At 72.3% G+C, this 21,271-nt stretch carries 13 protein-coding genes and 2 pseudogenes; 6 read left to right on the top strand and 9 right to left on the bottom strand.

Translation table 11 applies throughout. The annotated features are described in order from the left end of the window. Positions 1-188 precede the first annotated feature (188 nt). From ACFVYI_RS27850 to ACFVYI_RS27820, 7 genes and pseudogenes are all read right to left on the bottom strand, one after another. A complete protein-coding gene (locus ACFVYI_RS27850) occupies positions 189-1,172 on the bottom strand; it encodes a hypothetical protein (protein WP_387890482.1) in 984 nt (327 codons plus the stop codon). A 390-nt stretch (positions 1,173-1,562) separates the two neighbouring features. Further along, positions 1,563-2,084, bottom strand: a complete 522-nt coding sequence (locus tag ACFVYI_RS27845; protein WP_387890479.1) for a hypothetical protein — start codon at positions 2,082-2,084, stop codon at positions 1,563-1,565. A gap of 8 nt (positions 2,085-2,092) precedes the next feature. Beyond that, on the bottom strand, positions 2,093-3,403 hold the full coding sequence (locus ACFVYI_RS27840) for a NucA/NucB deoxyribonuclease domain-containing protein (protein ID WP_387890477.1): 1,311 nt from the start codon (positions 3,401-3,403) through the stop codon (positions 2,093-2,095). Positions 3,404-3,437: 34 nt separating this feature from the next. Beyond that, on the bottom strand, positions 3,438-3,983 hold the full coding sequence (locus tag ACFVYI_RS27835) for a hypothetical protein (RefSeq protein ID WP_387890474.1): 546 nt from the start codon (positions 3,981-3,983) through the stop codon (positions 3,438-3,440). A gap of 383 nt (positions 3,984-4,366) precedes the next feature. Further along, positions 4,367-4,987 carry a hypothetical protein gene (locus ACFVYI_RS27830; protein WP_387890472.1) on the bottom strand — a complete coding sequence of 207 codons (621 nt, stop codon included), beginning with the start codon at positions 4,985-4,987 and terminating at the stop codon, positions 4,367-4,369. Positions 4,988-5,258: 271 nt separating this feature from the next. Continuing rightward, positions 5,259-6,071 (bottom strand): annotated as a pseudogene (locus tag ACFVYI_RS27825) (glycosyltransferase family 2 protein); the annotation flags it as partial. A gap of 69 nt (positions 6,072-6,140) precedes the next feature. Then, entirely contained in the window at positions 6,141-6,914 is a 774-nt protein-coding gene (locus ACFVYI_RS27820; RefSeq protein WP_387890469.1) for an HAD family hydrolase, read from the bottom strand. 149 nt (positions 6,915-7,063) lie between these two features. On the opposite strand from ACFVYI_RS27820, the gene ACFVYI_RS27815 reads away from it, so the two are divergent. From ACFVYI_RS27815 to ACFVYI_RS27790, 6 genes are all read left to right on the top strand, one after another. Next, the gene (locus tag ACFVYI_RS27815) at positions 7,064-7,234 is read left to right on the top strand and encodes a helix-turn-helix domain-containing protein (RefSeq protein ID WP_387890467.1); all 171 of its coding nucleotides are present in this window, start codon (positions 7,064-7,066) and stop codon (positions 7,232-7,234) included. Beyond that, complete coding sequence (locus tag ACFVYI_RS27810) at positions 7,231-7,686, top strand: hypothetical protein (RefSeq protein ID WP_387890466.1); 456 nt, start codon at positions 7,231-7,233, stop codon at positions 7,684-7,686. The genes ACFVYI_RS27815 and ACFVYI_RS27810 overlap by 4 nt, the downstream gene beginning before the upstream one ends. 179 nt (positions 7,687-7,865) lie before the next feature. Beyond that, positions 7,866-8,063: a hypothetical protein gene (locus ACFVYI_RS27805; RefSeq protein ID WP_387890463.1), complete on the top strand. Its 198-nt coding sequence runs from the start codon at positions 7,866-7,868 to the stop codon at positions 8,061-8,063. A gap of 922 nt (positions 8,064-8,985) precedes the next feature. After that, positions 8,986-15,006, top strand: a complete 6,021-nt coding sequence (locus tag ACFVYI_RS27800; RefSeq protein ID WP_387890461.1) for a glycosyl hydrolase family 18 protein — start codon at positions 8,986-8,988, stop codon at positions 15,004-15,006. Between the two features lie 628 nt (positions 15,007-15,634). Further along, positions 15,635-16,147, top strand: a complete 513-nt coding sequence (locus ACFVYI_RS27795) for a hypothetical protein (protein ID WP_387890459.1) — start codon at positions 15,635-15,637, stop codon at positions 16,145-16,147. Then, a complete protein-coding gene (locus ACFVYI_RS27790; protein ID WP_387890458.1) occupies positions 16,144-20,154 on the top strand; it encodes a hypothetical protein in 4,011 nt (1,336 codons plus the stop codon). Before ACFVYI_RS27795 ends, ACFVYI_RS27790 begins: the two co-directional genes overlap by 4 nt. 573 nt (positions 20,155-20,727) lie before the next feature. Here the strand turns inward: ACFVYI_RS27790 and ACFVYI_RS27785 are convergent. Both ACFVYI_RS27785 and ACFVYI_RS27780 read right to left on the bottom strand, forming a co-directional pair. Beyond that, positions 20,728-20,970: an NUDIX domain-containing protein gene (locus ACFVYI_RS27785; RefSeq protein WP_387890456.1), complete on the bottom strand. Its 243-nt coding sequence runs from the start codon at positions 20,968-20,970 to the stop codon at positions 20,728-20,730. A 111-nt stretch (positions 20,971-21,081) separates the two neighbouring features. Beyond that, positions 21,082-21,271: pseudogene (locus ACFVYI_RS27780) on the bottom strand (transposase); the annotation flags it as partial.

Here is a 21,271-nt window from a genome sequence, read left to right as displayed (position 1 = left end):
CGCGCTGGGGGTCCGGCGGGGGGGGGGGGGTCGGCGACCCGAGCACCGTGCACCGATAACGGTGGTGGGGTGGCGCCGGCCCGGGCCGTCGCCTCCCCTCAGGTGTCACCTCGAAGTCGTGGGTGAGCAGGCCCCCGCACGGCCGACACCGCGGCGACCGCCCACGAACGTCGCCGACCGGCCGGTGGTCAGCTCCCGGCCGCGGGTCGCGCCGCCACCGTGTAGAGGCCGCGTCCGGTCCGCTGCGCACGGTCGTCCTTGGCGAGGCGCTCCAGCCGGGTGCGGATCGCGTTGACGTTCCCCGCCAGGGCGTCCAGGCCCATCCGTTCGGTCACCTCACGGGCCCGCAGCGGGCCCGCTGCCTGGGCCAGCACCTCCAGGAGGCTCTCCGTGTCCGCGACCTTCCGCCGCCGTCCCGGCTGCGGTGCCGGCACCTTGGCGGGGGCCTCGCCGAAATTGGAACTCGGCTGCGCGGCCGACTTCTTGGCCGGGGGCACCCGCTTCGCCGCGGGCTTGGGAGCGGCGTCCGCCGGGGCCGCGGCCTTCGGGGCCGTCTTCTTCGCGCCGGGCGCCGAGGCTCGCGTTCCCCGGGTGGACGCGGCGGCGGGCGCGGCCTTCTTCGCCGTGGCCGCCTTCTTCGCCGTGCCCGTCTTCCTGGCTGTGACCGTCTTCTTGGCAGGATCCTTCTTGGCGGGAGTCCGCTTGACCGTCGTCCTGGCGCCGGTCCCGGTCCCGGTCCCGGTCCCGGTCGCGGCTGCGACCGTGGCGGGCTTGTCCGGTGAGGGATCCGCCGGCTTCTCGACCGCCGCGGGTGCCGAAGCGGCATCCTTCGCGACCTCGGCCTCAACCGGGGCCTCGGTCTCAGCCGGGGCTTCCGCCTCAACCGGGGTTTCCGCCTCAGCCGGGGTCTCGGCCCCGGTCGGGACCGGCGTCAACTCGACGGCGAGCGGCGAGCCCTGGGCCTCGCCCTCGACCTCGCCGCTGAGGGGAGTGTCGGACAGCAGCCGCAGCCCCTCCAGGGCCTTGATGATGGCGTCCTGCTCCGCGGTGACGGCGGCGAGTTCCTCCGCTGCCCGGCGCTGCCGCTCCCGCACCGAAGGGAGCTGAGCCTCCAACAGCGCGATCGTCGAGGCCACACCGCTGTCGGTGCCGAAGGTGCTCCCGCTTCCCACAACCACTCCCACCACATCGTCGATCACGCGCTCTTGTAGCGAATGTACGACTCCGCGAGCACGCCGTACAGGGATCGGGGAAGGATCGCCCAGTGCGGACATCCCGGCCATGACGGGCGCATAACCGCAGCGTTTCGGGGCAGAGGTGTCCGGGGCCCGCGTCCGGAGCACGGCCGGACCGCCTCCCGGCCGTCCTCGTCCGGTGCTCTCGCCGTGGTGGGAACGAGCGGTTCGTGGACCGGGTGTTCGCGTCCGCGTGGCGGTGTCGAGCCTCGCGCCCCCGCGGTGTTCCGGTGGGCCGCGGTCGACCGCTTCGAGTGTCTGTTCCCCACCGGAACGGGCTTGTGGTCGTCACCATGACGGCTTTCGACTCGATGAATTGACGAAGGCTCAGGTCGCTCGACCGTGAGGCGGGTCGTCGTCGCCCGCCGCCGCGGGCCACAGCCGCAGCAGCCAGTGCTCGGCCCGGCGGGGGAGGGGGTCTCGGGTGGGCCGCAGCGCGCTGCGGTAGGCGGTGAGCGTGTAGCGGCCGGGCGGGAGGCGCAGGGCCGCGTCGGCCGGGAGGCGGGAGACGCCGGAGGAGAGGGTGAGGCGGCCGCCGTCGAGGTCGACGGCGAGCCGGATGCGGTGGGGCCAGCTGCCGGGCGGTGGCGGTGGCCGCGTGCTCCAGTGCTGGAGTGTGACGTGCGGGTAGTGGTCGGACAGTGCGCTGTTGAAGGTGACGGTGCCGGACGCGGTGGTCGCGAGCTGGTCGTGGCGCGGGGTCTCCGGTTCGTCGTCGGGTTCGCCGCCGGGTGGGGCGGCGACGTCGACGAGGTGGAAGAGGTGGTGCTCGGCGCGCACGTCGACGGTCAGTTCGGCGATCGGAGAGGCGACCGGCGCGGCGGGCTGCTGTTCTGCCGGGGGGCCCACGGGGCGCGTCAGGGGTCGACCTGGACGTGGAAGGGGTCGTTGGTGAGGTCGCTGCCGAGGATGCGCCGGTTCTGGTAGAAGGCGCTGAGCTTGCCTCCGGAGCCGCGGTTGTCCCAGTCGTGGATGGGTTCGACGCTGTAGTTCTTGAGATTGTCGTCGGCGCCTTCGAGGGTGGACGCGAAGGGGTACTCGTCGCAGTCCAGGCCCTCGTAGGCGTAGTCGGGGAAGTACGTCTGGCAGGCGGCGACGGCGACGGCGCGGTGGGCGTCGATGGCGGCCTGGTCCGCGACCCGGTGCAGCGGCGCGGCGCCGGGGGCGCCGGGGATCCGCTTGTTCGGGGCGTCGGGGACGGTCTGGTCGGGGTGGTACTGGGCGGTGATGATGTGGTCGGCGGACTCGGGGTGGTCGGCGCGGTTGATGTGCAGGGTCTCGGTGACCCAGGGGAAGACGCAGCCCTCGCCGGCGGCGGTGGTGACGAGGTAGGGGGCGGAGTCGCAGCGGATCCCGCTGTTGGGGCCGTCGTAGGGGTTGGCCGCTCCCTCGCCGATCACCGAGACGTGGGCGGCGAGGTCGGCGTAACTGATGAGGGCGGCGCCGAGGCCGCCGGCCGGGTCCTGGCGGAACGAGTAGTAACGGCTGGTGATGGAGCCTTCGGCGGCCCAGAGTCCGATGGGTTGGACGTAGGGACCACCGAAGCCGCTGTCGACGACGCAGGGGCCGAAGCCCTCCCGGGCGGTGCAGGTGACGTTCACGCTGAGCGGCACTTCGGCGATGTCGCCTTCGAGGCGCCAGTTGTCGAAGACCTGGACGACGTCGACCTCGCGGCGGGCGTTGTGGCCGTACTGGATGTCGGTCATCTCGGCGTCCGCGCTGCCGGTGACGGAGCAGAAGATCCACCAGCAGGTGACGTGGGTGGGGTGCAGGTGGAAGGCCTGGCAGGTGACGAACCGCGATTTGCCGTAGCCCTGGTCGTGGAAGGCCGCGTCCTGCTCGCGGCACTCGTAGCCGGGCAGCTCGTCCTGGCCCGAGCGCCTGCCGGCCCGCGGGGCGTGGTTCTCGTGGGGCCCGGGCTCCATCGCGCGGATGCGCCCGACGAGCTGGTCGAGGGGCTGCTCGTGGCCGGGTTCGGTCAGGGGGACATGGGCGGGGGCCAGCAGGACGTAGTCCCGGCGCGCGGTGGTGTCGCCGGCGGCGACCGCGTGGGCGGGGGTGGCGGCCGTGGCGGTGGCCAGTGTCAGCAGGGCGGTGAGGACGGCGGTCACGGCGCCGCGCAGGCGGTGCCGGGGCCGGCGGCCGGGGGTGGGGCGGCCTGGGCGCATCGTTGCCTCGATTCCTGTTCTGGGGGGCCGGGGCTCAGGAGTGGGGGTCGACGCGCCAGCCGCGGGCGTCGCCGATCACCTCGGTGGAGGTGTCGGTGATGACCTGTCGGGTGTAGCTGTCGCGGAACAGCCGGTACTTCACGTCGAACGCGGCGAGGTCGTTCGCGCACTTGTCGTTGGGGTAGCAGTGGTCGACACGGATCTTGAGGACGACGGTGCGGTAGTCGGGCGTCTGCTCCTGGTTCTGGAACCAGGCCCGGACCTTCCAGCCGGCGAGCCCGTAGCCGCGGTTCGGCACGGCCTGGACGACGTCGAACGTCCAGTCGTTGGCGGGGGTGAAGGCACACGCGTTGATCGAGGTGTCGACCTCGGCGGCGCGCTCCCAGTCGCCGTAGATGGTCTGCGCCTGAAGGTGGTAGGTGGGGGAGGGGGCGCACGCGGTGGCGTCCCGGGCGGCCTGGCCGGCCTGGCCGGCCTGGGTGCTCTTGGCGGATGCGGCGGGCGCGGAGGCTGCCAGGGCGGTGACCGCCAGGGCGGCGGCCGCGAGTCGGAGCCCCGTGCGCGGGCTGATGCTGGTCATCCGGTCTCTCCTCACCATTGACTGTTCGTGGACTACCCACTGAGCGTGACATCCAGTCATCGGATAGGCGCGCACAGTGGCCCGAGTGGCCCCCCGGGCGACGCTCGCCGACTTCCGGATCACCGCCGCGATCAAGGGCGTGACGGGGCCGTGCCGCCCAGACGGCCGGTGACGGTCCGGGGCTGCCGGGGCACGCCCCCCCCGCGAAGGGTGCGCAATCTTCGCGAAAGCGCCACGGCGAGGTCTGGAACCCTCACAGTCGAGCTGCCTAGGCTCCGCATGCGCGCGACGACGTGCGCGGAGCCGGCCGACGACGACCGGTGTGTGCCGGCGACCCCGGCAGCACGGGAAGATCACATGGACTACTGCACGCCCTGCCGCCGTCACCTGAACGGCGCGATGACCTGCCCCGGCTGCGGGGCCCTCGCGGACACCCGGGAGACGCCACCGGAGGCCGCCGTGCCGCCGCCGTCGGCCGTCGGCTCGCCACTTCCGCTGCCGAGCTGGTCCGCCCCGCCGGTCGGCTCCCGGCGGGCCGGACGCCGGTCCGCACGGCGGCCGGGTGTGCTCGTGCTCTCCGTCGCCGGCCTGGCCGTCGCGGGGCTCGGCGTCGCGGCGCTGACCGCCAACGGCACGGAGGGCGCGCCGCCCCCACCCGTCGCCGACGGACCGGTCGCGACGCCGTCGCCGAGCGCCACGCCCTCTGCCGCACCGGCCGCCGCCACGGGCGTGACCACGGCCCCGGTCAGGCCGACCTCGCTGCGCACCGGCCCGACCCCCAGCGGGTCCGCCACTGCCTCCACCTCCGCCACCGTCCCGACCAGGAGCACGGCCCCTGCCACGGCGACGAACAGCGGTGCCCCGGAGTCGGCGGCGCCGGCCCCGTCCGCGCCGACCACGGTCCCGCCCACCACCGGGCAACCCCCGACGGCCTCCCCGCGACCCTCGGGCACCGCCACCCCGAAGCCGACGCCCACCTGCACCCCGTTCCTGTTCTGGTGCACGTAGCCGCCGCGATGACGCGTCCGTGGCCGCCGGTCGGCGGGGGCCGGCGGCGGCCACCAGAGGGCATGCTCGCGCCCGAAAGACGGCAGGTCACAGGCCTTCTCACGGCGGTCCGGCGGGGCTGGCATTCCGGTCACAGCAGCCCCACCACCCCCTTGGAAGGGCTGCGGAGCAGCACGGCCGCGCCCCCCGAGCGGCCGGCCCGCACCGCGCACACCATCGTGGTCCGAGTCCCTGGTCACTTCCCGGGGTCGATGGGTTCGCGGTGGGTCATAGGTAGCACCGTCGGTGTCGGGCGCTGCCGACGACGCGGCCCGTGCGCAGGGCGAGCTGGGCCAGTAGCGCGGCGCGTCGGTCGGTGGGGCCGAGCAGGTCGGTGGAGTGGAGCAGGAGTGCCCACCAGGCGCGGGCGGCGTCGCCCGGCCGTGTGGGCGGCATGCCGTGGTCGGCGAAGTCGCGGTAGAGCCTGGGGTGTGAGCGCCCGTAGCCGTAGGACTGCCGGGCGATGGTCCGTGTGTCGCCGCCGTGCCGGTAGTGCATGACGGCGTGGGGGGCGAAGGCCAGCCGGTAGCAGGCCAGTTGGGAGCGCCAGAAGAACTCGGTGTCGTCGCCGCCGCCCTGGTAGCTCTCGTCGAAGCCGCCCAGGTGGTGCCAGAGCTCTTTGTGGAAGCCGCAGTTGGCGCCCGCCGGGTAGGGCAGGAACCCGAAGGTGTCGAGCAGGGCGGCGGACTTCTTCGGCGGGCGTGCCGCGAGTGCGACCGGTCCGTTGAGCAGGCGGCGTTCCAGGGCGCCGCCTACGGCCGGGTTGGTGCGCAGGACGTCGACCAGGCCCGCCACCCATCCGGGGGCCGCCACGTCGTCCGCGTCGCAGAGCAGCACGAACTCACCGCCGGCCTGCCGGCAGCCGAGGTTGCGGGCGTGGTTGACGCCGGGGGCGTCGGTGACGGTCACCCGCAGCCGGGGCATCCGCCGTTGCCAGCGCCGCAGCAGCGCGCGGGTGCCGTCGCTGGATCCGTTCTCGACGACGATGACCTCCCACGGGTCCGGATAGGCCTGCGCGCACAGCGCCTCCAGCTGTTGCGGGCAGCGTCGACTCGGCGTTGCGCGCGGGTACGACGACCGAGACCAGTCCCACGGGGCGGGGGGTCCCGTTCATTTCGGGTCCCACGTGAGCGACCCTTTCGCCCGGACGGCACGGACCACGGCGGCGGTGTCGCGCAGGTCCGCCAGTACCACGTCCGCGCCCGCCTCCCGCAGCACGTCGGCGCTGCTCGCGCCGGTGGCGACGGCGATCACCCGCGCTCCGCCGCTGTGCCCCGTGCGCACGTCGCGCGGGGTGTCGCCGATCAGGACGGTGGCCTCGGCGGCGAAGTCGGACCCGTAGGCGGCTGCCGCGCGCCGCCGGGCGACCGGGAGGGGCGCGGCGCGCTCACGAGCGTCGTCGCCGTACGCGCCGATGGCGGGATCGATGAACTCCGCCAGCGCGAACAGCCCCAGTTTGAGCGCGGCGTTGTCCCGAAGGTTCCCGGTCAGCACGGACTGGGCCACCTCGTCCTGCGTCCCCAGCGCTCGTAGGGCCTCGGCGGCGCCGGGCAGGGCCCGGCCGACGCTCCGCAGTTCGCCGGCCCGCCGGTGCAGCTCGGCGGTGAGCTCGGCGGTGACCCGGTCCGGTGCGACCGCGCCGACGTCGTGCCGGGCGAACAGCTCGTCCATGATGTCGAGTTCGGTCCGGCCCGCGATGCTGACGCGGTGGCGGGCCGGCTGGCCGGTGAGCCGTTCGAAGGCCAGCGGGTAGATCGACTCGACGACGTGGCCGCCGTCGATCAGCGTGCCGTCGATGTCCCACAGCAGGAGGATCCGCGCCCGGCCCGGCCGTCCCGCCGGCTCGCCCTGGTCGCGCGTCCTCGCGACCTGACCGCCGGTCATCGGGGACCTCCGTGGATACCCCCGGCTTTGGCCGGGGGTGGGGGCGGACCGCCTGCGGAGCAGGTCGGGGAGCGGCGTTTCGCCGTCGACGCGGACCGCGGTGCGGGTGGCCGCAGGTTGTTGTCAGTGTCTGTCGGTAGGTTGATCTCGTGCATCTCAGGTACTCGTATCGGATCTGTCCGACGGTGAGTCAGCGGCAGGCGCTGGCCCGTACGTTCGGGTGCGCGCGGGTGGTGTTCAACGATGCGCTTGCCCTGCGGAAGGCGGCGTGGAAGGCGGACCGGTCGAGGATCCGACCGGTGTTCTGGCCAAGTCGGTGATCACCGATGCGAAGAAGACGGATGCCAGGTCGTGGCTGGGGTCGGTGTCGGTCGACGCGTTGCAGTCGTCCGTCCGTGACCTGGACACGGCGTACCGGAACTTCTTCGACAGTCTGTCGGGTAAGCGGGCCGGTCGCCCGGTGGGCCTTCCGGTGTTCAAGTCGCGCAAGGACAGCCGGCAGTCGCTGCGGTTCTCCCGCAACGGCTTCCGGCTGCGGAGCAACGGCAAGCTGAACCTTGCCAAGATCGGTGACGTCCGGGTCAAGTGGTCCAGGGCGCTGCCGGCCGACCCGTCGTCCGTGACGATCGTGCTGGACCCGTCGGGAAGGTACTTCGCTTCGTTCGTGGTGGACATCGAGGGGGTCTGTGGTGGTGGGTGTGGGCGGGCTCGGCGGAGGAGATCGTCAGTGCCTGCGCCGAGGTTGAGGTGGTCGCGGACCCGGGTGCCGTGAGACGTGCCGAGACGTGGGGTTTGGAGGAGGTCCGTCTTGACGATCCGGACCCGAATCCGCTGTCCAGCCTCCGAGCTCAGCGGGATGCCCAGCGCGGTCAGCCGGGATTCGGTGTCATAGCGGGACGGGACCGTGTGTGCCTGCGCTGGCCGGAGGGCGAGGAAGGAGAAGCCTTCCTGATGGAACTCGGGCCGGGCGGACGGCGGCTGCGGCAGGTCGAGATCGGCCCGGACGGTGGCTCGGTCAAGACGAGCATTGAGAACTGGCCGTTCAACCCGCCGTTCGACCTTCATGATCCGCAATATGCGTCCATGGAGATTGGACTCGGTGACTTCGAGCAAGCGTGGCAGCGGGCCCGTCACGAGTCCGAAGCCTGATCAGGCGGCCTCCCGGGCGTTGCAGTACTTGAGCACGCTCGGCATCCGTCCGCCATCGCGCTGTACGGGTGGCGTCGGCGGCCCCGCCTCCTCGCCGGAGGGGTTCGTGCGGGGCCCGGCCGTTTGGCGCGGCGCCGTGTCCTCCTCGCCATGGCCCTGGTCGCGACCGTCGGAGCCGTCGTCCATGCCTGGTGGTGGCTCGCCGGTCCAGAGGCGGCGAGAGCCGGGCTGCCGCAGCGGTCGAAGGGGTGCTGTCCGACGCGGCGAAAGGCGGGGGCGCCGCCTTGATCGGCTGCCTGATCCTGTACGTCGCCGCGTGGTGGATCCGGCACGCCGGCCGGGCGGTCCTGCCCCGGCGGGGCGGTGCCGGCGCCGGTTCCGGGTACGGCGATCCCCCGGGGTGAACAGCACCGCCTGAGGGCGGACGGCAGTGCAGACGTCGGCGCCCGGAACGACTCCCGTCGGTCGACGGCGGGTCAGGAACCCGATCACGGCTCGGCAGCCCGCGGCAGCGATCGGTGCTGGGCGCTCGCCCTGCTGCCGCGCCCGGCATCACCGCCCACGGCCAACAAGGCGCCCGAATGTTCGCAGGAGCGTGTAGCCAGCTGATCAACGCGCCGTAGAGCCTGGCCCCGGGCAGGACGTGACGGTACGACCCGGCCCCGGCATCGGCGGCCGTGGGGGCGTCGGGCGGGCGGTGGGAGACCGGTGCTCCGCCGATGAGTACCGGTCGGCAAGGTCAGGCGTTGATCAGTTGTATACCCCCACTTCATAGAGTCGCGCGTGCACATTTCATGTCGTCAAGGGAGGGACCGAAATGCACCACGCCTCACCACGCCTCACCCACCCTCCGAGCGGGGTTCCACGGCACGGGTCGGCCGGTCCGGGCCGGGTCGCCGCGACACTTGTCCTCACCCTGATCGTGGGCCTGCTGCAGGCCCTCGCGGTCACGCAGGGGGCGCCCGCCGTCGCCGCCATGGATTCCTATACGGCGGCCACGTTCAACATGAGGAACCAGGACCGCTGGGACGGCACTTGGGACGGCGGGGGCGGAAATCTGGAGGCAGACCTCCTGCACACCGATGACGCACCCGACGTCGTGGCGCTCCAGGAGTTGGGAAGCAAGGTTCCCTGCGTCAACCCCCAGGAGCTCAACACCCGGGGTCGTAACCTGCTGCTGGACACCGACATCCAGACGGAATGGACGGTGAGCAAGTGCGTGCAGCCGTTCGCCGATGCGAGGAACTACGACCTGTTCTTCCTCGCCAGTCGGACCGCGAACGCCACGAGGAACATCGGTTTCGTGGTCAAGCACAGCCTGGCCGTCCCACTCGACATCAACAACGTTCATGTCATCGGCCCGGCCGTAAACTCTCAGAGAGTCCCGGTCGCGGGCAATCCCAAGCCCATGCTCGGCATCAGGCTGGGCGACGGCACGTGGTTCTACAGCGTGCACGGCGCGAACAACTCCAACGACCTCGGGGACACTGCCAATCGCATCGCCGCGGCCAGGGAGGACGCGAGCCCCAACAGTTGGACCGTGCTCGGTGACTTCAACAGGACCGCGACGTCGTGGACGCCCGCCGACCTGGGCGGGGCACACGTCCTGCATTCCGAAGGGGCTACGTTCCCGGCCCCGCGCCCCGACCCCGATGACGGCAGCGGAAAGAACCTGGACTACGCGATCACCAGCTCCCAGCCCCCGGCCGGGTACGAGGCCTTTCGCCTGAACGCCCCCTACTCCGATCACCACGTGGTGTGGTTCGGTCGCGACTGCGCCCCCGCGCAGCCTGTTGCCCGTTCCACCGCCACACGCGGTAAGGCCTGCGGGAAGCAATCGGCCATCGTGTCGATGGGCGACAGCTACATCTCCGGCGAGGGTGGCCGGTGGGCGGGCAACGCGAACACGAAGCAGGAGGGGGACGTCTGGGGCACGGACCGGCGCTCCCGCTGCCAGTCCGGACAGGACTGCGTCTACGACACGACGTCCTACGACGGTGGCAACCGGTGCGACCGCTCCGACGTGGCGCCCATCAAGGGAGCGGAGTTCGAGGACGTTCCGGTCGAGCGCCGGTTCAACCTCGCCTGCTCCGGGGCGACGACCAAGAACATCCTCTCCGACGGGTTCAAGGGGGAGAAGCCACAGGTCGAGCAACTGGCCGACCTCGCCGCCGTCTACGACATCCGCATGGTCGTGGTGTCCATCGGCGGCAACGACCTGGACTTCAGCGGCATCGTCGCGAACTGCGGGGTGGCCTACTTCGTCGCCGACAGCACCCTGAAACAGCCCTGCTCCCGGGCCAAGGAGGGCGAGTTCGCGGGCAGGCTCAACACCGTACGGGCCGAGATCGTCAAGACGCTGACCGCGGTCCGCGCCACGATGGTCCGGGCCCGACAGTCGAACTACGAGCTGGTGCTCCAGTCCTACCCGAACGTGCTTCCCGGCAAGGACGCACTGCGGTACGGCGAGGGCCGGACCTCGGAAGGCGGGACGGTCGACCTCAGCCGCTATGTGACGGGCGGGTGCCCGTTCCTCAAGGCCGACGCGGACTGGGCCCACAACTCCGTCGTGCCCCGGATCAGCGAGATGCTGCGCCAGGCTGCCGGGACGGCCGGGGCACGCTTCCTGGACGTGCAGAACGCTTTCGCCGGACACGAGCTGTGCGCCAACACCGCGCAGCAGGCGACGAGCGAGAACGGCAATGGCGCCCCACTGCCGGCGGACAAGGCCGAGTGGGTGCGCTGGGTTCCCTATCTCCCGGGCTGGGAGAAGTGGGCGACCATGCGGCAGGGAGACGCCCAGGAGGCCATCCACCCCAACGCGTTCGGCCAGCAGGCGTTGTCGCGGTGCCTGACCGGGTTCGGGAGGGCGGCGTCCGGCTCCAGGGAGTACATCTTCACCTGCGCCGGTTCGGGTGACGGCATGGCCGTCACTCCCGATGCCTCCGCGCGGCGCGAAGGCATCGTCACCCTGCGGAACACCAGCACCAACGAGATGCTGGACGACGAGGGAAAGGCCCCCGACAGCTACCTGCTCACCCGCCCCTACGACGGGCGGCCCGGCCAGCGCTGGCTGCTCCACAACGTGGGGTCGAAGATCTCGTTGCAGTCGCAGCGCAACGGCGGCTTCCTGGAACGGGGTCGCGCCAGCAACTGGACGTACCTGGCCGGCGCCGAAGCGGGCTGGACCGTCGTCCCGACCGGGGACGGCGACAAGGTCAGGCTCACCATCGGCGACTCCGCCAAGTGCCTGACCCAGGACCCGGGGCGGGAGACCTCGGGTGGGAAGTGGGTCAGCGTCTTCGGCTGCTCCGAGGACCGCATGAAGGACATGCAGACCTGGGCCATCGAGTACCCCGATGACATCGTCCTCACCCCCGCCGACGGGGACACCGCCGCCACCAACCCGCGTGAGGGCCAGCAGGTGGAGCTGCGTTCGGGCACCGGCATGGCCGTGGACCTGAGCGGCAGCAGCACCGCCGGCGGGACGAGCGTCCAGGCCTACGCGCCCAACGGCAGCGGCGCCCAGCGGTGGGTGATGCGGGCGCTGGGCGGCGGGAACTGGCGCATCGCCGCGTCGGGGAAGCCGGACATGGTCGTCGACCACGATCCCGGGCCGCACACCACCCACCTCATCCAGGCCCAGGAGGGCAACGCCAACCAGGTGTGGCAGCCCAAGGGCGCCGGCGCCGGCTGGTACACCCTGGTCAGCAGTGCCGATGGCGGCTGCCTGACCGCCGGGGCCGAGGGCGAGGCACTCGCCGTGGCCGCCTGCGACGCCGACAGCAAAGCCCAGCGATGGATGTTCCTGGACAGCGGGACCGGCACCGAGACCGGCACCATCCGAGGCCTGGGCGACAAGTGCGTGGAGCCGCGCGGTGGCAGCCGGGACGACCGGACCCCGATCCGGCTCGCGGACTGCGCCGGATCCGACGGCCAGGCGTGGACGGTCGCGGCCGACGGCACGCTGCAGTCCCTCGCCAAGTGCCTGGACGTGGAGGGCGGGCGCGCCGACAACGGGACGGCCGTCCAGCTCTACACGTGCAACGGGTCCGCCGCGCAGCGGTGGATCTACACGGCGCGGCAGGAGCTGCGGAACCCCGACTCGGGCAAGTGCCTGGACGTCCCCGCCTCGGACACCGGCCGGCCGTTGCAGATCTACGACTGCAACGGGAGCGCCGCCCAGAAGTGGCAGTTGTCCGCCCGCCCGGTGGGACAGCCCGGGGGCGGCGACGCGGGGGACCCGTTCGACGCCGCCCCGGACGGCCGCGGCACCAAGCCGGCCGCGGTGGGGGACTGCCGTCCGGAGGGCATGACGCCCACCCAGGGCGTGGCGGCGCGGTACTGCGACGTGTACGACAACGCGGGCCGCGAGTGGGTCGGCAACGACCGTACCCGGCGCGTGGTGGGCTACTTCACCGGGTGGCGCGCGGGCGAGAAGGGCGACCCGAAGTACCTGGCGTCGAACATCCCCTGGTCGAAGGTCACGCACGTCAACTACGCGTTCGCCGACGTCAAGGACAACCGGATCAGCATCGGCGACCCGAACGACCCGGCCAACCCGGCGACCGGCATGAGCTGGCCGGGCGAGAAGAACGCCATGGATCCGTCCCTCCCGTACAAGGGGCACTTCAACCTGCTGAACACGTACAAGAAGCAGCACCCGGCGGTGAAGACGCTGATCTCGGTCGGCGGCTGGGCGGGCACGCGCAACTTCTACGCGATGACCACCAACGCCGACGGCTCGGTGAACCAGCCGGGAATCGACGCGTTCGCGGACTCCGTCACCGCATTCCTGGACCGGTACGGGTTCAACGGCGTCGACATCGACTACGAGTACCCGACGGCGCTGCCCAATACCGGCAACCCGCTGGACTGGGACGTCTCCAACCCGCGCCGCAAGGGCCTCCAGCAGGGCTACAACGCGCTGATGAAGTCGCTGCGGGAGAAGCTGGACCGGTCGGGCGCGGACAAGGGCCGCTACTACCTGCTGACGTCGGCCGGCTCCTCCTCCGGCTACCTCGTACGCGGGCTGGACGCCGGGCAGGCGCTGCAGTACCAGGACTACGTCAACGTCATGACCTACGACCTGCACGGCTCCTGGAACAAGTTCGTCGGCCCGCAGGCCCCGCTGTACGACGACGGGAAGGACAACGAACTGGCCGACGCCGGGATCTACAACGACCAGGCGCCCAACACCAAGGACTTCCAGAAGGAGGGCTACTTCAACACCGACTGGGCCTACCACTACTACCGGGGCGCCCTGCCGGCCGGCCGGATCAACCTCGGCATCCCGTACTACTCCCGCGGCTGGCGCGACGTCCAGGGCGGCACGGACGGGCTGTGGGGCACGGCCACGATGGCGGACCAGGCGCAGTGCCCGCTGGGCACCGGCGGCCGCGGGCCCGCCAACGCGCAGTCCTGCGGGCGGGGCGCGGTCGGCATCGACAACCTCTGGCACGACCTGGAGAACGACCGGGAGGTCGGTGCCGGGTCCAACCCGCTGTGGCACACCAAGAACCTCCAGGACGGCCGCACCCCCGGCTACCTGCGCTCCTACGGCGTCGACACCGGCCTGCCGACCGGGCAGCTGACCGGCACCTACGCGCCGAAGTACTCCGACGCGCTGCAGGCGCCCTGGCTGTGGAACGACGCCAAGAAGGTGTTCCTGTCCACCGAGAACGAGAAGTCGCTCGACGCCAAGGCGAAGTACATCGTCGACAAGGGCATCGGCGGCGCGATGATCTGGGAGCTCGCCGGCGACTACGCCCAGCGCCCGGGCGGCGAATGGGGCATGGGCTACGACCTGACCACCCGCCTCGACAACGCCTTCAAGGGTGCCGGCGCCGCCGGCAGCACCAAGGCGGGCGGCCGGCCGCAGCCGGCCGAGGTGATCGACGTGAAGGCCGAACTGGTGGAATTCCCCACCGGGAAGGACGACTTCTACCCCGTCCAGCCGAAGCTGCGGATCACCAACAACTCCGGCGTCACCCTCGCCCAGGGCACCGAGATCTCCCTCGACCTGCCCACCTCGATGCCGCCGATCGTCAAGGACAACGACTACAAGGAGATGAAGGGCCTCACGCCCGGCCACACCGGCCCCAACACGGGCGGCCTCAAGGGGGACTTCCACCGGCTCACCCTCACCCTCGGCTACTGCGAGGACCTGGCGCCGGGCAAGTCCCGGGACATCGACCTGAAGTACTACCTGCCGATCACCGGGCCGTCCAACGTGACGTTCAAGATCGGCGGACGGGAGTACGGCTCGACCGGGGACCAGCGCCGCGACGTCCGGACCGTGGCCCCGCCCGCCCCCGCGGCCGGCAGCTCCTGCCAGGCCCCGGACTGGCGCCAGGGCCAGGTCTACCGGCCCGACGGCGGACGGCTGTGGCGAATGTACGACAAGGGCGCCAAGGGCTGGATGTTCGAATACGGAGACAGCCAGACCGGGAAGCCCATGATGATCGACAACAACCCCGACCAGTCCCGTGCGCACCTCGTGGAGCTGAACGACCAGAATCCCAACCAGTACTGGCGGATCCAGGACGCGGGCGGCGGCCTGTACACCGTCTCCGGTGGCGGCAGGTGCCTGACCGCCACCGCCTCCCGGCAGGACGTCGCCTCGCTCGCGTGCGATGGGCGGACCGAGCAGAAGTGGCGGCTCGTCCCGATCGCCGACAACGGCAGTGAGGGGGCACCCGGCGGGCCGAAGCACAACGGCCTGTTCAAGCTCCGCTCCGCGAGCGGCAACGACATCGAGGTCGCCGGCGGCTCCACCGCGCGGGAGACCCACCTCCTCACCGGCGACCCGGCCGCCTCGACGGCCGCGTTCGTCAAGTACCAGGGCTACTACTGGTACGCCCAGTGGTACACCACCGCCGCCCCCGGCACTGCGGAGGCCAACGGCGGCCGGCCGTGGAAGAAGCTGAGTCCGGCGCCGTAGCCCCGGGACACAGCCGGCCGGAAGCCGGCCAGGCACCAGGCGTCTGCCGGTGTCTGGCCGGCTCTTTCGTCGGTACTGGCGCGGTGCGGGTCGTCAGTCGGAGCGGAGCATTCCGGCGAGCAGGACACCCTGGGCCCTACGGCGCTGTTCGAGGCTGGCGGCGGAGCCGGGCATGCGCCCGGTCGGAGTCGGCCGACGGCGCGCGCCCGGTCGGCGACAGGGCGATGAGGTCGGTGGTGGCGTGGTGGGCTCACCGTTCGCGCGCCCCTCCACAAGGTCCAAGGAAGAGCTGCAAGCGCCGGACGAGTGGGTACGGCGGGTGCGGCCAGGGCGCCACCCCCGACGCCGTCCTGCTCCAGGACCAGATCCTCAGCACGCGGCCGGCCGTGCTGTGGACCCGGCGGGATGTCAGTCGGGACCGGTCTCGCCGACGTGGTCACCCTCCAGCGGGCGCCGCCGGGCCCGGATCTCGGGTGCCCGACGGGGAGAGCTCCTTCCTCGACACGCTGTCGGAGTACCAGCGGGCGAGGGAGGGCCGCCTGCCGAAGTTGTGCAACTGCGGCTCCCTGCAACGGGATCGATGGCAGCATGGAAGCCGGAAGGACGGACACGGCGGATCGGCGGAGGCATGCTGGCGGAATCACTGGTGGCGCTGGCCACCGCAGGATCGACCGCGCTGGTCGGGGCGATGGCCACGGATGCCTGGCAGGCCACCCGGACCGGTGTGCTGAGGCTCTTCGGGCGTGCCCACACGGGCTTGCGGGACGGCACCGTGGCGCAGCCCGATGACGGCACGGCGCCGGAGGGAGGCGGGCCGGAGACCATGCCAGCCGCGGACGGCCAGATCGCGCTGGTCGCGGCGCAGCTGGACGGCGACGCCGCACTCGTGGCGCGGGCCGGCGACGCGGCGGCGGCCCGGCGCAGCCTGCTTCCGGGCTGGCAGCTGAGGCTGCAGGAGCTGCTGCGCGCACACCCGGAACTCGCGGGCGAGCTGACCGAACTCACCGAGCGGATGCGGCGTTCACTGCCCGCGGACGAGCAGCGGTGGGTGATGCACGTCGCCGCTCACGATCACGCGCAGGTGTTCGCCGCTCAGGGCGGCGACGTGATCGTCCATCAGGAGCCGGGCGGGCGCGCTTGACTTCCCAGTACGTCACCGCCACCGGCGGGTTCGCGTACGGGGTGATCGGCGCCGACATCCACGTCTTCGGGGACGGCACGCCTCTGTACATCCTGGAACGGTGGCGGCCGCCGCCCGGGCTCGACGACGACTGGCTGCGCGAGCAGCCGAGCCGGATGCTCAACGCCCGGTTCGCCGTGGTCGGATTCACCGGCCGGGACCAGGAGCTGCGGGAGCTGGGAGAGTGGTGCACCCGGGGGCCGCGCCGGGCCGCTCGGTGGCTGCACGGCCCCGGCGGGCAGGGCAAGACGAGGCTGGCGCACGAGCTCGCCGGCACGCTGACGGCGGCCGGGTGGACGGCGGCCACGGCGACCGAGGGCCCGGGCGGTGTCCTTCCGCCGCCCGGAAGCCAGGACCTGCGCCCGGACGGTACCGCCGGGCTGCTGCTCCTGGTCGACTACGCCGACCGGTGGCCGCTGTCGTCCCTGACCTGGCTGTTCAGCAACGCGCTGCTCCACCGCACCGACCTGCCCGTGCGGATCCTGCTGCTCGCCCGCGGTACGGACGCCTGGCCCGCGCTGCGGGCCTCGCTGGCGAACGAGCAGGTGTCGGTCTCGCAGCAACTGCTACCGCCGCTCGCGGCGGACGGGCCCGGGCACGCCGGGTCCGCTGACGGCGCCGCCGCAGACTTGGAGGGACGCCACACCATGTACCGCGCGGCCCTCGACGGCTTCGCCGCCCGGTACGGGATCCCGCCGCCCCCCGGCCCGGCCGACCTGGAGCATCCCGAGTTCGGCCTGGTGCTGGCCGTGCACATGGCCGCCCTGGTCGCCGTGGACGCGCACGCCACCGGCCGTACTCCGCCGGCGCCCGTCCCCACGGCGGCCCGCTCCAGTGCGGCCGCCGCCGGCGACCCGTTCGACCCGGCCGCCGAACCCGCGCTGCCGGGCACCGCTGGGCTGGCCCTCTATCTGCTGGACCGGGAACAGCTCAACTGGGCACGCCTGCATCGGGAGAGGCGCCACGGCCGGATCGCCACCCCGCCCGCCGCGATGAACCGGGCCGTCTTCACCGCCGCCCTCGGCGGCCCCCGGTCCCCCGACTCCGGGACCGTACTCGTCGACGCGCTGCGCCTGGGGCACCCCACCGCCGAGGTCCTCGCCGACCACGCGGTCTGCTACCCGCCACCCGATCCCGCGCGCGCCACCGTCCTCGAACCGCTCTACCCCGACCGCCTCGCGGAGGACTTCGTCGCCCTGACCCTGCCGGGCCACCGCGCCGAGTACCCGGCGCAGCGGTGGGCGCCGGAGACCGCTGCCGTGACGGCCCGCCACGACGACCGGCCGACCCGGGCTGTCACCACGCTCGCGGCGGCGGCCGAACGCTGGTCGCACGTCGGCCCGCGCTGCCTGGTCCCGCTACTGGACGAGAATCCGGACCTGGCCGTGGCCGCCGGTGCGCCCGCCCTGCTGGCCCTCGCCGAACTGCCTTCCATCGCCGATGAGTTGCTGGGGGAGGTGCTCGACCGTGTGCCCGACCCGACCCCGCCCGACCTCGTGGTGGCCGCCGCCGTCCTGCGGATCCGCCTGCTGGAACTCCGGCTCGACGTGGCCGATGGCCCGGGCGCGATGGCGGGTGTCCTGGTCAACCACGGCAGTGACCTCGGCCTGCTCGGCCGCCATGAGGAGGCGGTCCGTGCCGCCCTGCGGGCGGTCCGTGCCTTCGAACGCCTGGCCGTCGAGCAGCCGGAGATCTATGAGGCCGACGTCGGGAAGTCCCTGACGAACTACGCCAGCCGGCTCATGGAGATCGGGCGTCACGCCGATGCCGCGGCCGCCCAGGAACGGGTGGTGGGGATCTTCCGTCGCCTCCATGAGCGGGACCAGCCACGGTACGACCTCGACCTGGCGACCGCCCTGGCCAACCTCGCCGCGCACCTGGAACGCACCGGGCGGTGGACCGAGGCGTACCGGGCCAATCAGGAGGCGATCGAGCACTACCGCCAACGGGAGGCTGACGACCCGCGCTTCCGGGCTGGCCTCGCCGTGGCCCTGACCAACGCCGCGGCCCTGACCGTACAGGCCGACGCCGGCACCATCGCCGAGCGGACTCCGTCCGGCGCCGACGAGGGAGGATCCGCCGCCACGCCCGGTGACGGCACCGCGACGGCCCTCGAAGCCGTCCGGGTCTGGCGCGAGCTGGCCGACGCCGACCCCGTGGGCCACCGGCCCGACCTCGCCATCGCCCTGCTCAACCTCCGCACCCAACTCGCTCACGCCGCACGTCACGAGGAGGCGGTCGCCGCCATCACGGAGTCCGTCGGCCTCTACCGCCGACTGGCCGGCGACAACCCCCTGACGTACCGCAAGCACCTCGCCCTCGCGCTCGGCCTGCACCGGGAGAGCCTCACGGCCGTCGGCCGCCACGACGAGGCCCTGGACGTCGGCGCGGAGTCCGTCGCGCTCTGGAGACAGCTCGCCGCCGCCCAGCCCGCCGAGCACGAGATGGGCCTGGTCGGCGCCCTGCACGGGCAGAACGACGCCCTGCGGGCCGCCGGACGACCCGAGGACCCCGAAGCCCGTGCACGCTCCCCAAAGGTTTGGCTCAAGGACCGCGTGCCGCGGCCCGGCACCACCGTCGAGGTGTCGGGCTGGGGCCGCGCCACCCAGCCGCGCGCCACCCGCGACACTGTGCTCCGCGTGGCAGAACAGCTCGCCGGCCGCCAGGACTGGCCGCTGTACTGGGAGGCCGTCTGCCGGAGCTCGCTGGCCGACGCCGCCCGGCTCGCCCGCCGCATCCCGGTGCGTCGCTGGCACCCCGCGGACACGGTCGACCGCGCGCTGCTGGAGGCCCTCCGCTCACTCCCCGCCCGCCGCACCGCCGCCCTGGTCGCCGAGGCCGCCGAGGGTGCGACCACCCGGATCCCGCCCGAGCTGGACCTCTTCAACGAGGACTACATCTCCTTCGCCCACGCCCACGACGCCCTGGCGGTCGCCACGATCACCGACGACCACCGGGAGACGATCGAGACCCTCGACCTGCGCACCGGCACCCGGACCACCCTGTACTCGGGCCCGGCCGACCACAGGTCGATCACCTGCGTCGACGCCTCGACCGTCATCGCCACCAGATCACCCGGCCACGGTGGTGACGGGGCGTTCGAACTCGTCCGCCACACCGACCAGGGCACCACGATCCTCGCGCGAGGGGTCGCGGTGGCCGGTGCCAGGATCGCCACGACGCTCTTCGGCTACGTGGCCGGCCTGCATCTCTCCCCGGCCGCCTTCGTCGACCAGGACCTCGGCTCGGCTTCGTCGGACGGCCTGCGGCAGGTCGGCCTCGGTGCCTGGGGACTGTCCAACAGCACCCTGATCGCCGTCGACCCCGACGGGATTCGGCTGGTGCTCTGCGACGGCCACGTCCTGGTCGCCACCGACGCACTCCTCGGCACTGCCCTGGCCGTCGGCGGACCGGCACAACCCGACGGGATCGCCGACCTGGCCTTCGTCGGCCACGACCGGCTGCTCACCTCCGGCCAGGAGGGCGGGCTGACTCTCTGGCAGCTCGGCGGTCACCGCATGCGGTCCCTCGTCGAACGGGACACGCCGCCCATGCGGCACCTGTTCTCCGTACCGGAGTGGGACGTCGTCGGCGGCAAGGCCCCCGGCGAGGGACGCGTCCACTTCCTCGACCCCGACGCCCTGACCCCAAGGCCGGCCCCAGCAGCCCTCACGGGCACCGAGTACCTCAGCCTCATGACCACCTCCCCCGACGGCCGGTACGTCGCCTACGCGGGACAACTGGCCGTCGGCGAGCCCCTCCGGCGCCGTGACTTCGACTGGCACAGCCGGCTGCACGACCTCGACCACGCCGGCGCGGTCCTCCAGCGCCCCCTGACCGGCCTTCGCCTCGCCGCGACCATGAACCTTCGCAGCGCGGTTCTCGAGGCCCGCCGCACCGGCAACACCCACCTGCACCACCTGCTCACCCTCGCCATCGCCCTCGGGGAGCGCTCCTCGCGCGACTGACCCCGTGGTGCGGCCGGGCCGGCTCTGCGATCGCACGTGGGCGGATACGGCGAATCGGGGGAGCCTCCCGGAGACGGCGGTGCCCTTTCGCGTTCCAGGAAGGAAGGACGACACGGCAGTCGGGCGCCCACGCGCTGACTCCTGAGACCCGGGTGGGCCCGCGCTTCTGACAAGCACCACCGCTCGCACTGCCCGCTCACCGATGCCTACGCCCTCTGAAAGAAGCCCTGGAGCCGTTCCGAAATCCGTTGGATCCCCCTGCAGGCGAGGCACAATCCGCGGGGAGCGGAGACGAGGGGGAGCGTGCCGTGGCCGCCGGGTCGCAGCGGACCACCACAGGGCCTACGCCGACGTCGACGTCACCGCGCAGGTGTTCCTCCGGCTTGTCACTGCCGCGGACGAGAGTGGACAGCCCGGCGATCTCGCCGCCCTGGTGAAGACCGCGGGGCGCACGGCCAAGGGCAACGTGCCCGTCCAAGGCGGATTGTTCGACATCTAGCCCCTGGGCTGGGAAGCGACAGCCCAACCGATCTGAGGCAGGACGGTGCTCGGGTGGTAGTGATCTGGCTCGTCCTACTCCGGTCGCGCGGGCACCCTGCCGTACTCGACGTAGACGGGGGTCTGCGACGCAGGGAACACTGCTCCTGGGTCGAGTCCGGTCTCCGCCGCCAGCTCGCGCAGCGCCGCGTCGACCAGCGTGGTGACGGTCGGCTCGAGGTGGCCTCCGGGCTGCAGCGTGATCCCGTACGCGCGGTGCTCGATCAGCAGGATCTCCGCTTCATCGCGGACCAGCAGCGCACCGACAGTCACATGCATCGGAGAGCTTCGCCGCGAGGCGAGACCGCCCCCCGAGAGAGCAGTTGCACCGGCTTGGCCAGCAGCGCGGCTTCGTCCGGATAGTGCTCGAGGTAGGCGGCTAGTGCCGCATCAGGCAACGTTGGCCCTGGCGACGACCTCGCGTAGCCGTTCGTCGGCGGCGTGCTTGTTCCGCCAGATGATGTAGCGGCGGATCATGCTGCCCCGCTCCTTGTGGCTGGCGTGGTCGGTGCCGTCGAGGGCGAAGTAGCGCAGGGCGGTGAACTGGGCCTCGATCCGATTGAGCCAGGAGCTGTTGGTG

The sequence above is a fragment of the Kitasatospora sp. NPDC058218 genome (genome assembly GCF_042882445.1).
Classification (GTDB): domain Bacteria; phylum Actinomycetota; class Actinomycetes; order Streptomycetales; family Streptomycetaceae; genus Kitasatospora.
Note: the sequence above shows the minus strand (reverse complement) of the source record. Positions and strands in the feature narration are given on the sequence as shown.

Excerpts from the sequence above, each read along its gene's own strand:
- ACFVYI_RS27820 (WP_387890469.1), bottom strand. The coding sequence starts at position 6,914 with ATGACCGGCGGTCAGGTCGCGAGGACGCGCGACCAGGGCGAGCCGGCG.
- ACFVYI_RS27835 (WP_387890474.1), bottom strand. The coding sequence starts at position 3,983 with ATGACCAGCATCAGCCCGCGCACGGGGCTCCGACTCGCGGCCGCCGCC.
- ACFVYI_RS27805 (WP_387890463.1), top strand. The coding sequence starts at position 7,866 with ATGGAACTCGGGCCGGGCGGACGGCGGCTGCGGCAGGTCGAGATCGGC.
- ACFVYI_RS27785 (WP_387890456.1), bottom strand. The coding sequence starts at position 20,970 with ATGCATGTGACTGTCGGTGCGCTGCTGGTCCGCGATGAAGCGGAGATC.
- ACFVYI_RS27840 (WP_387890477.1), bottom strand. The coding sequence starts at position 3,403 with ATGCGCCCAGGCCGCCCCACCCCCGGCCGCCGGCCCCGGCACCGCCTG.
- ACFVYI_RS27795 (WP_387890459.1), top strand. The coding sequence starts at position 15,635 with ATGCTGGCGGAATCACTGGTGGCGCTGGCCACCGCAGGATCGACCGCG.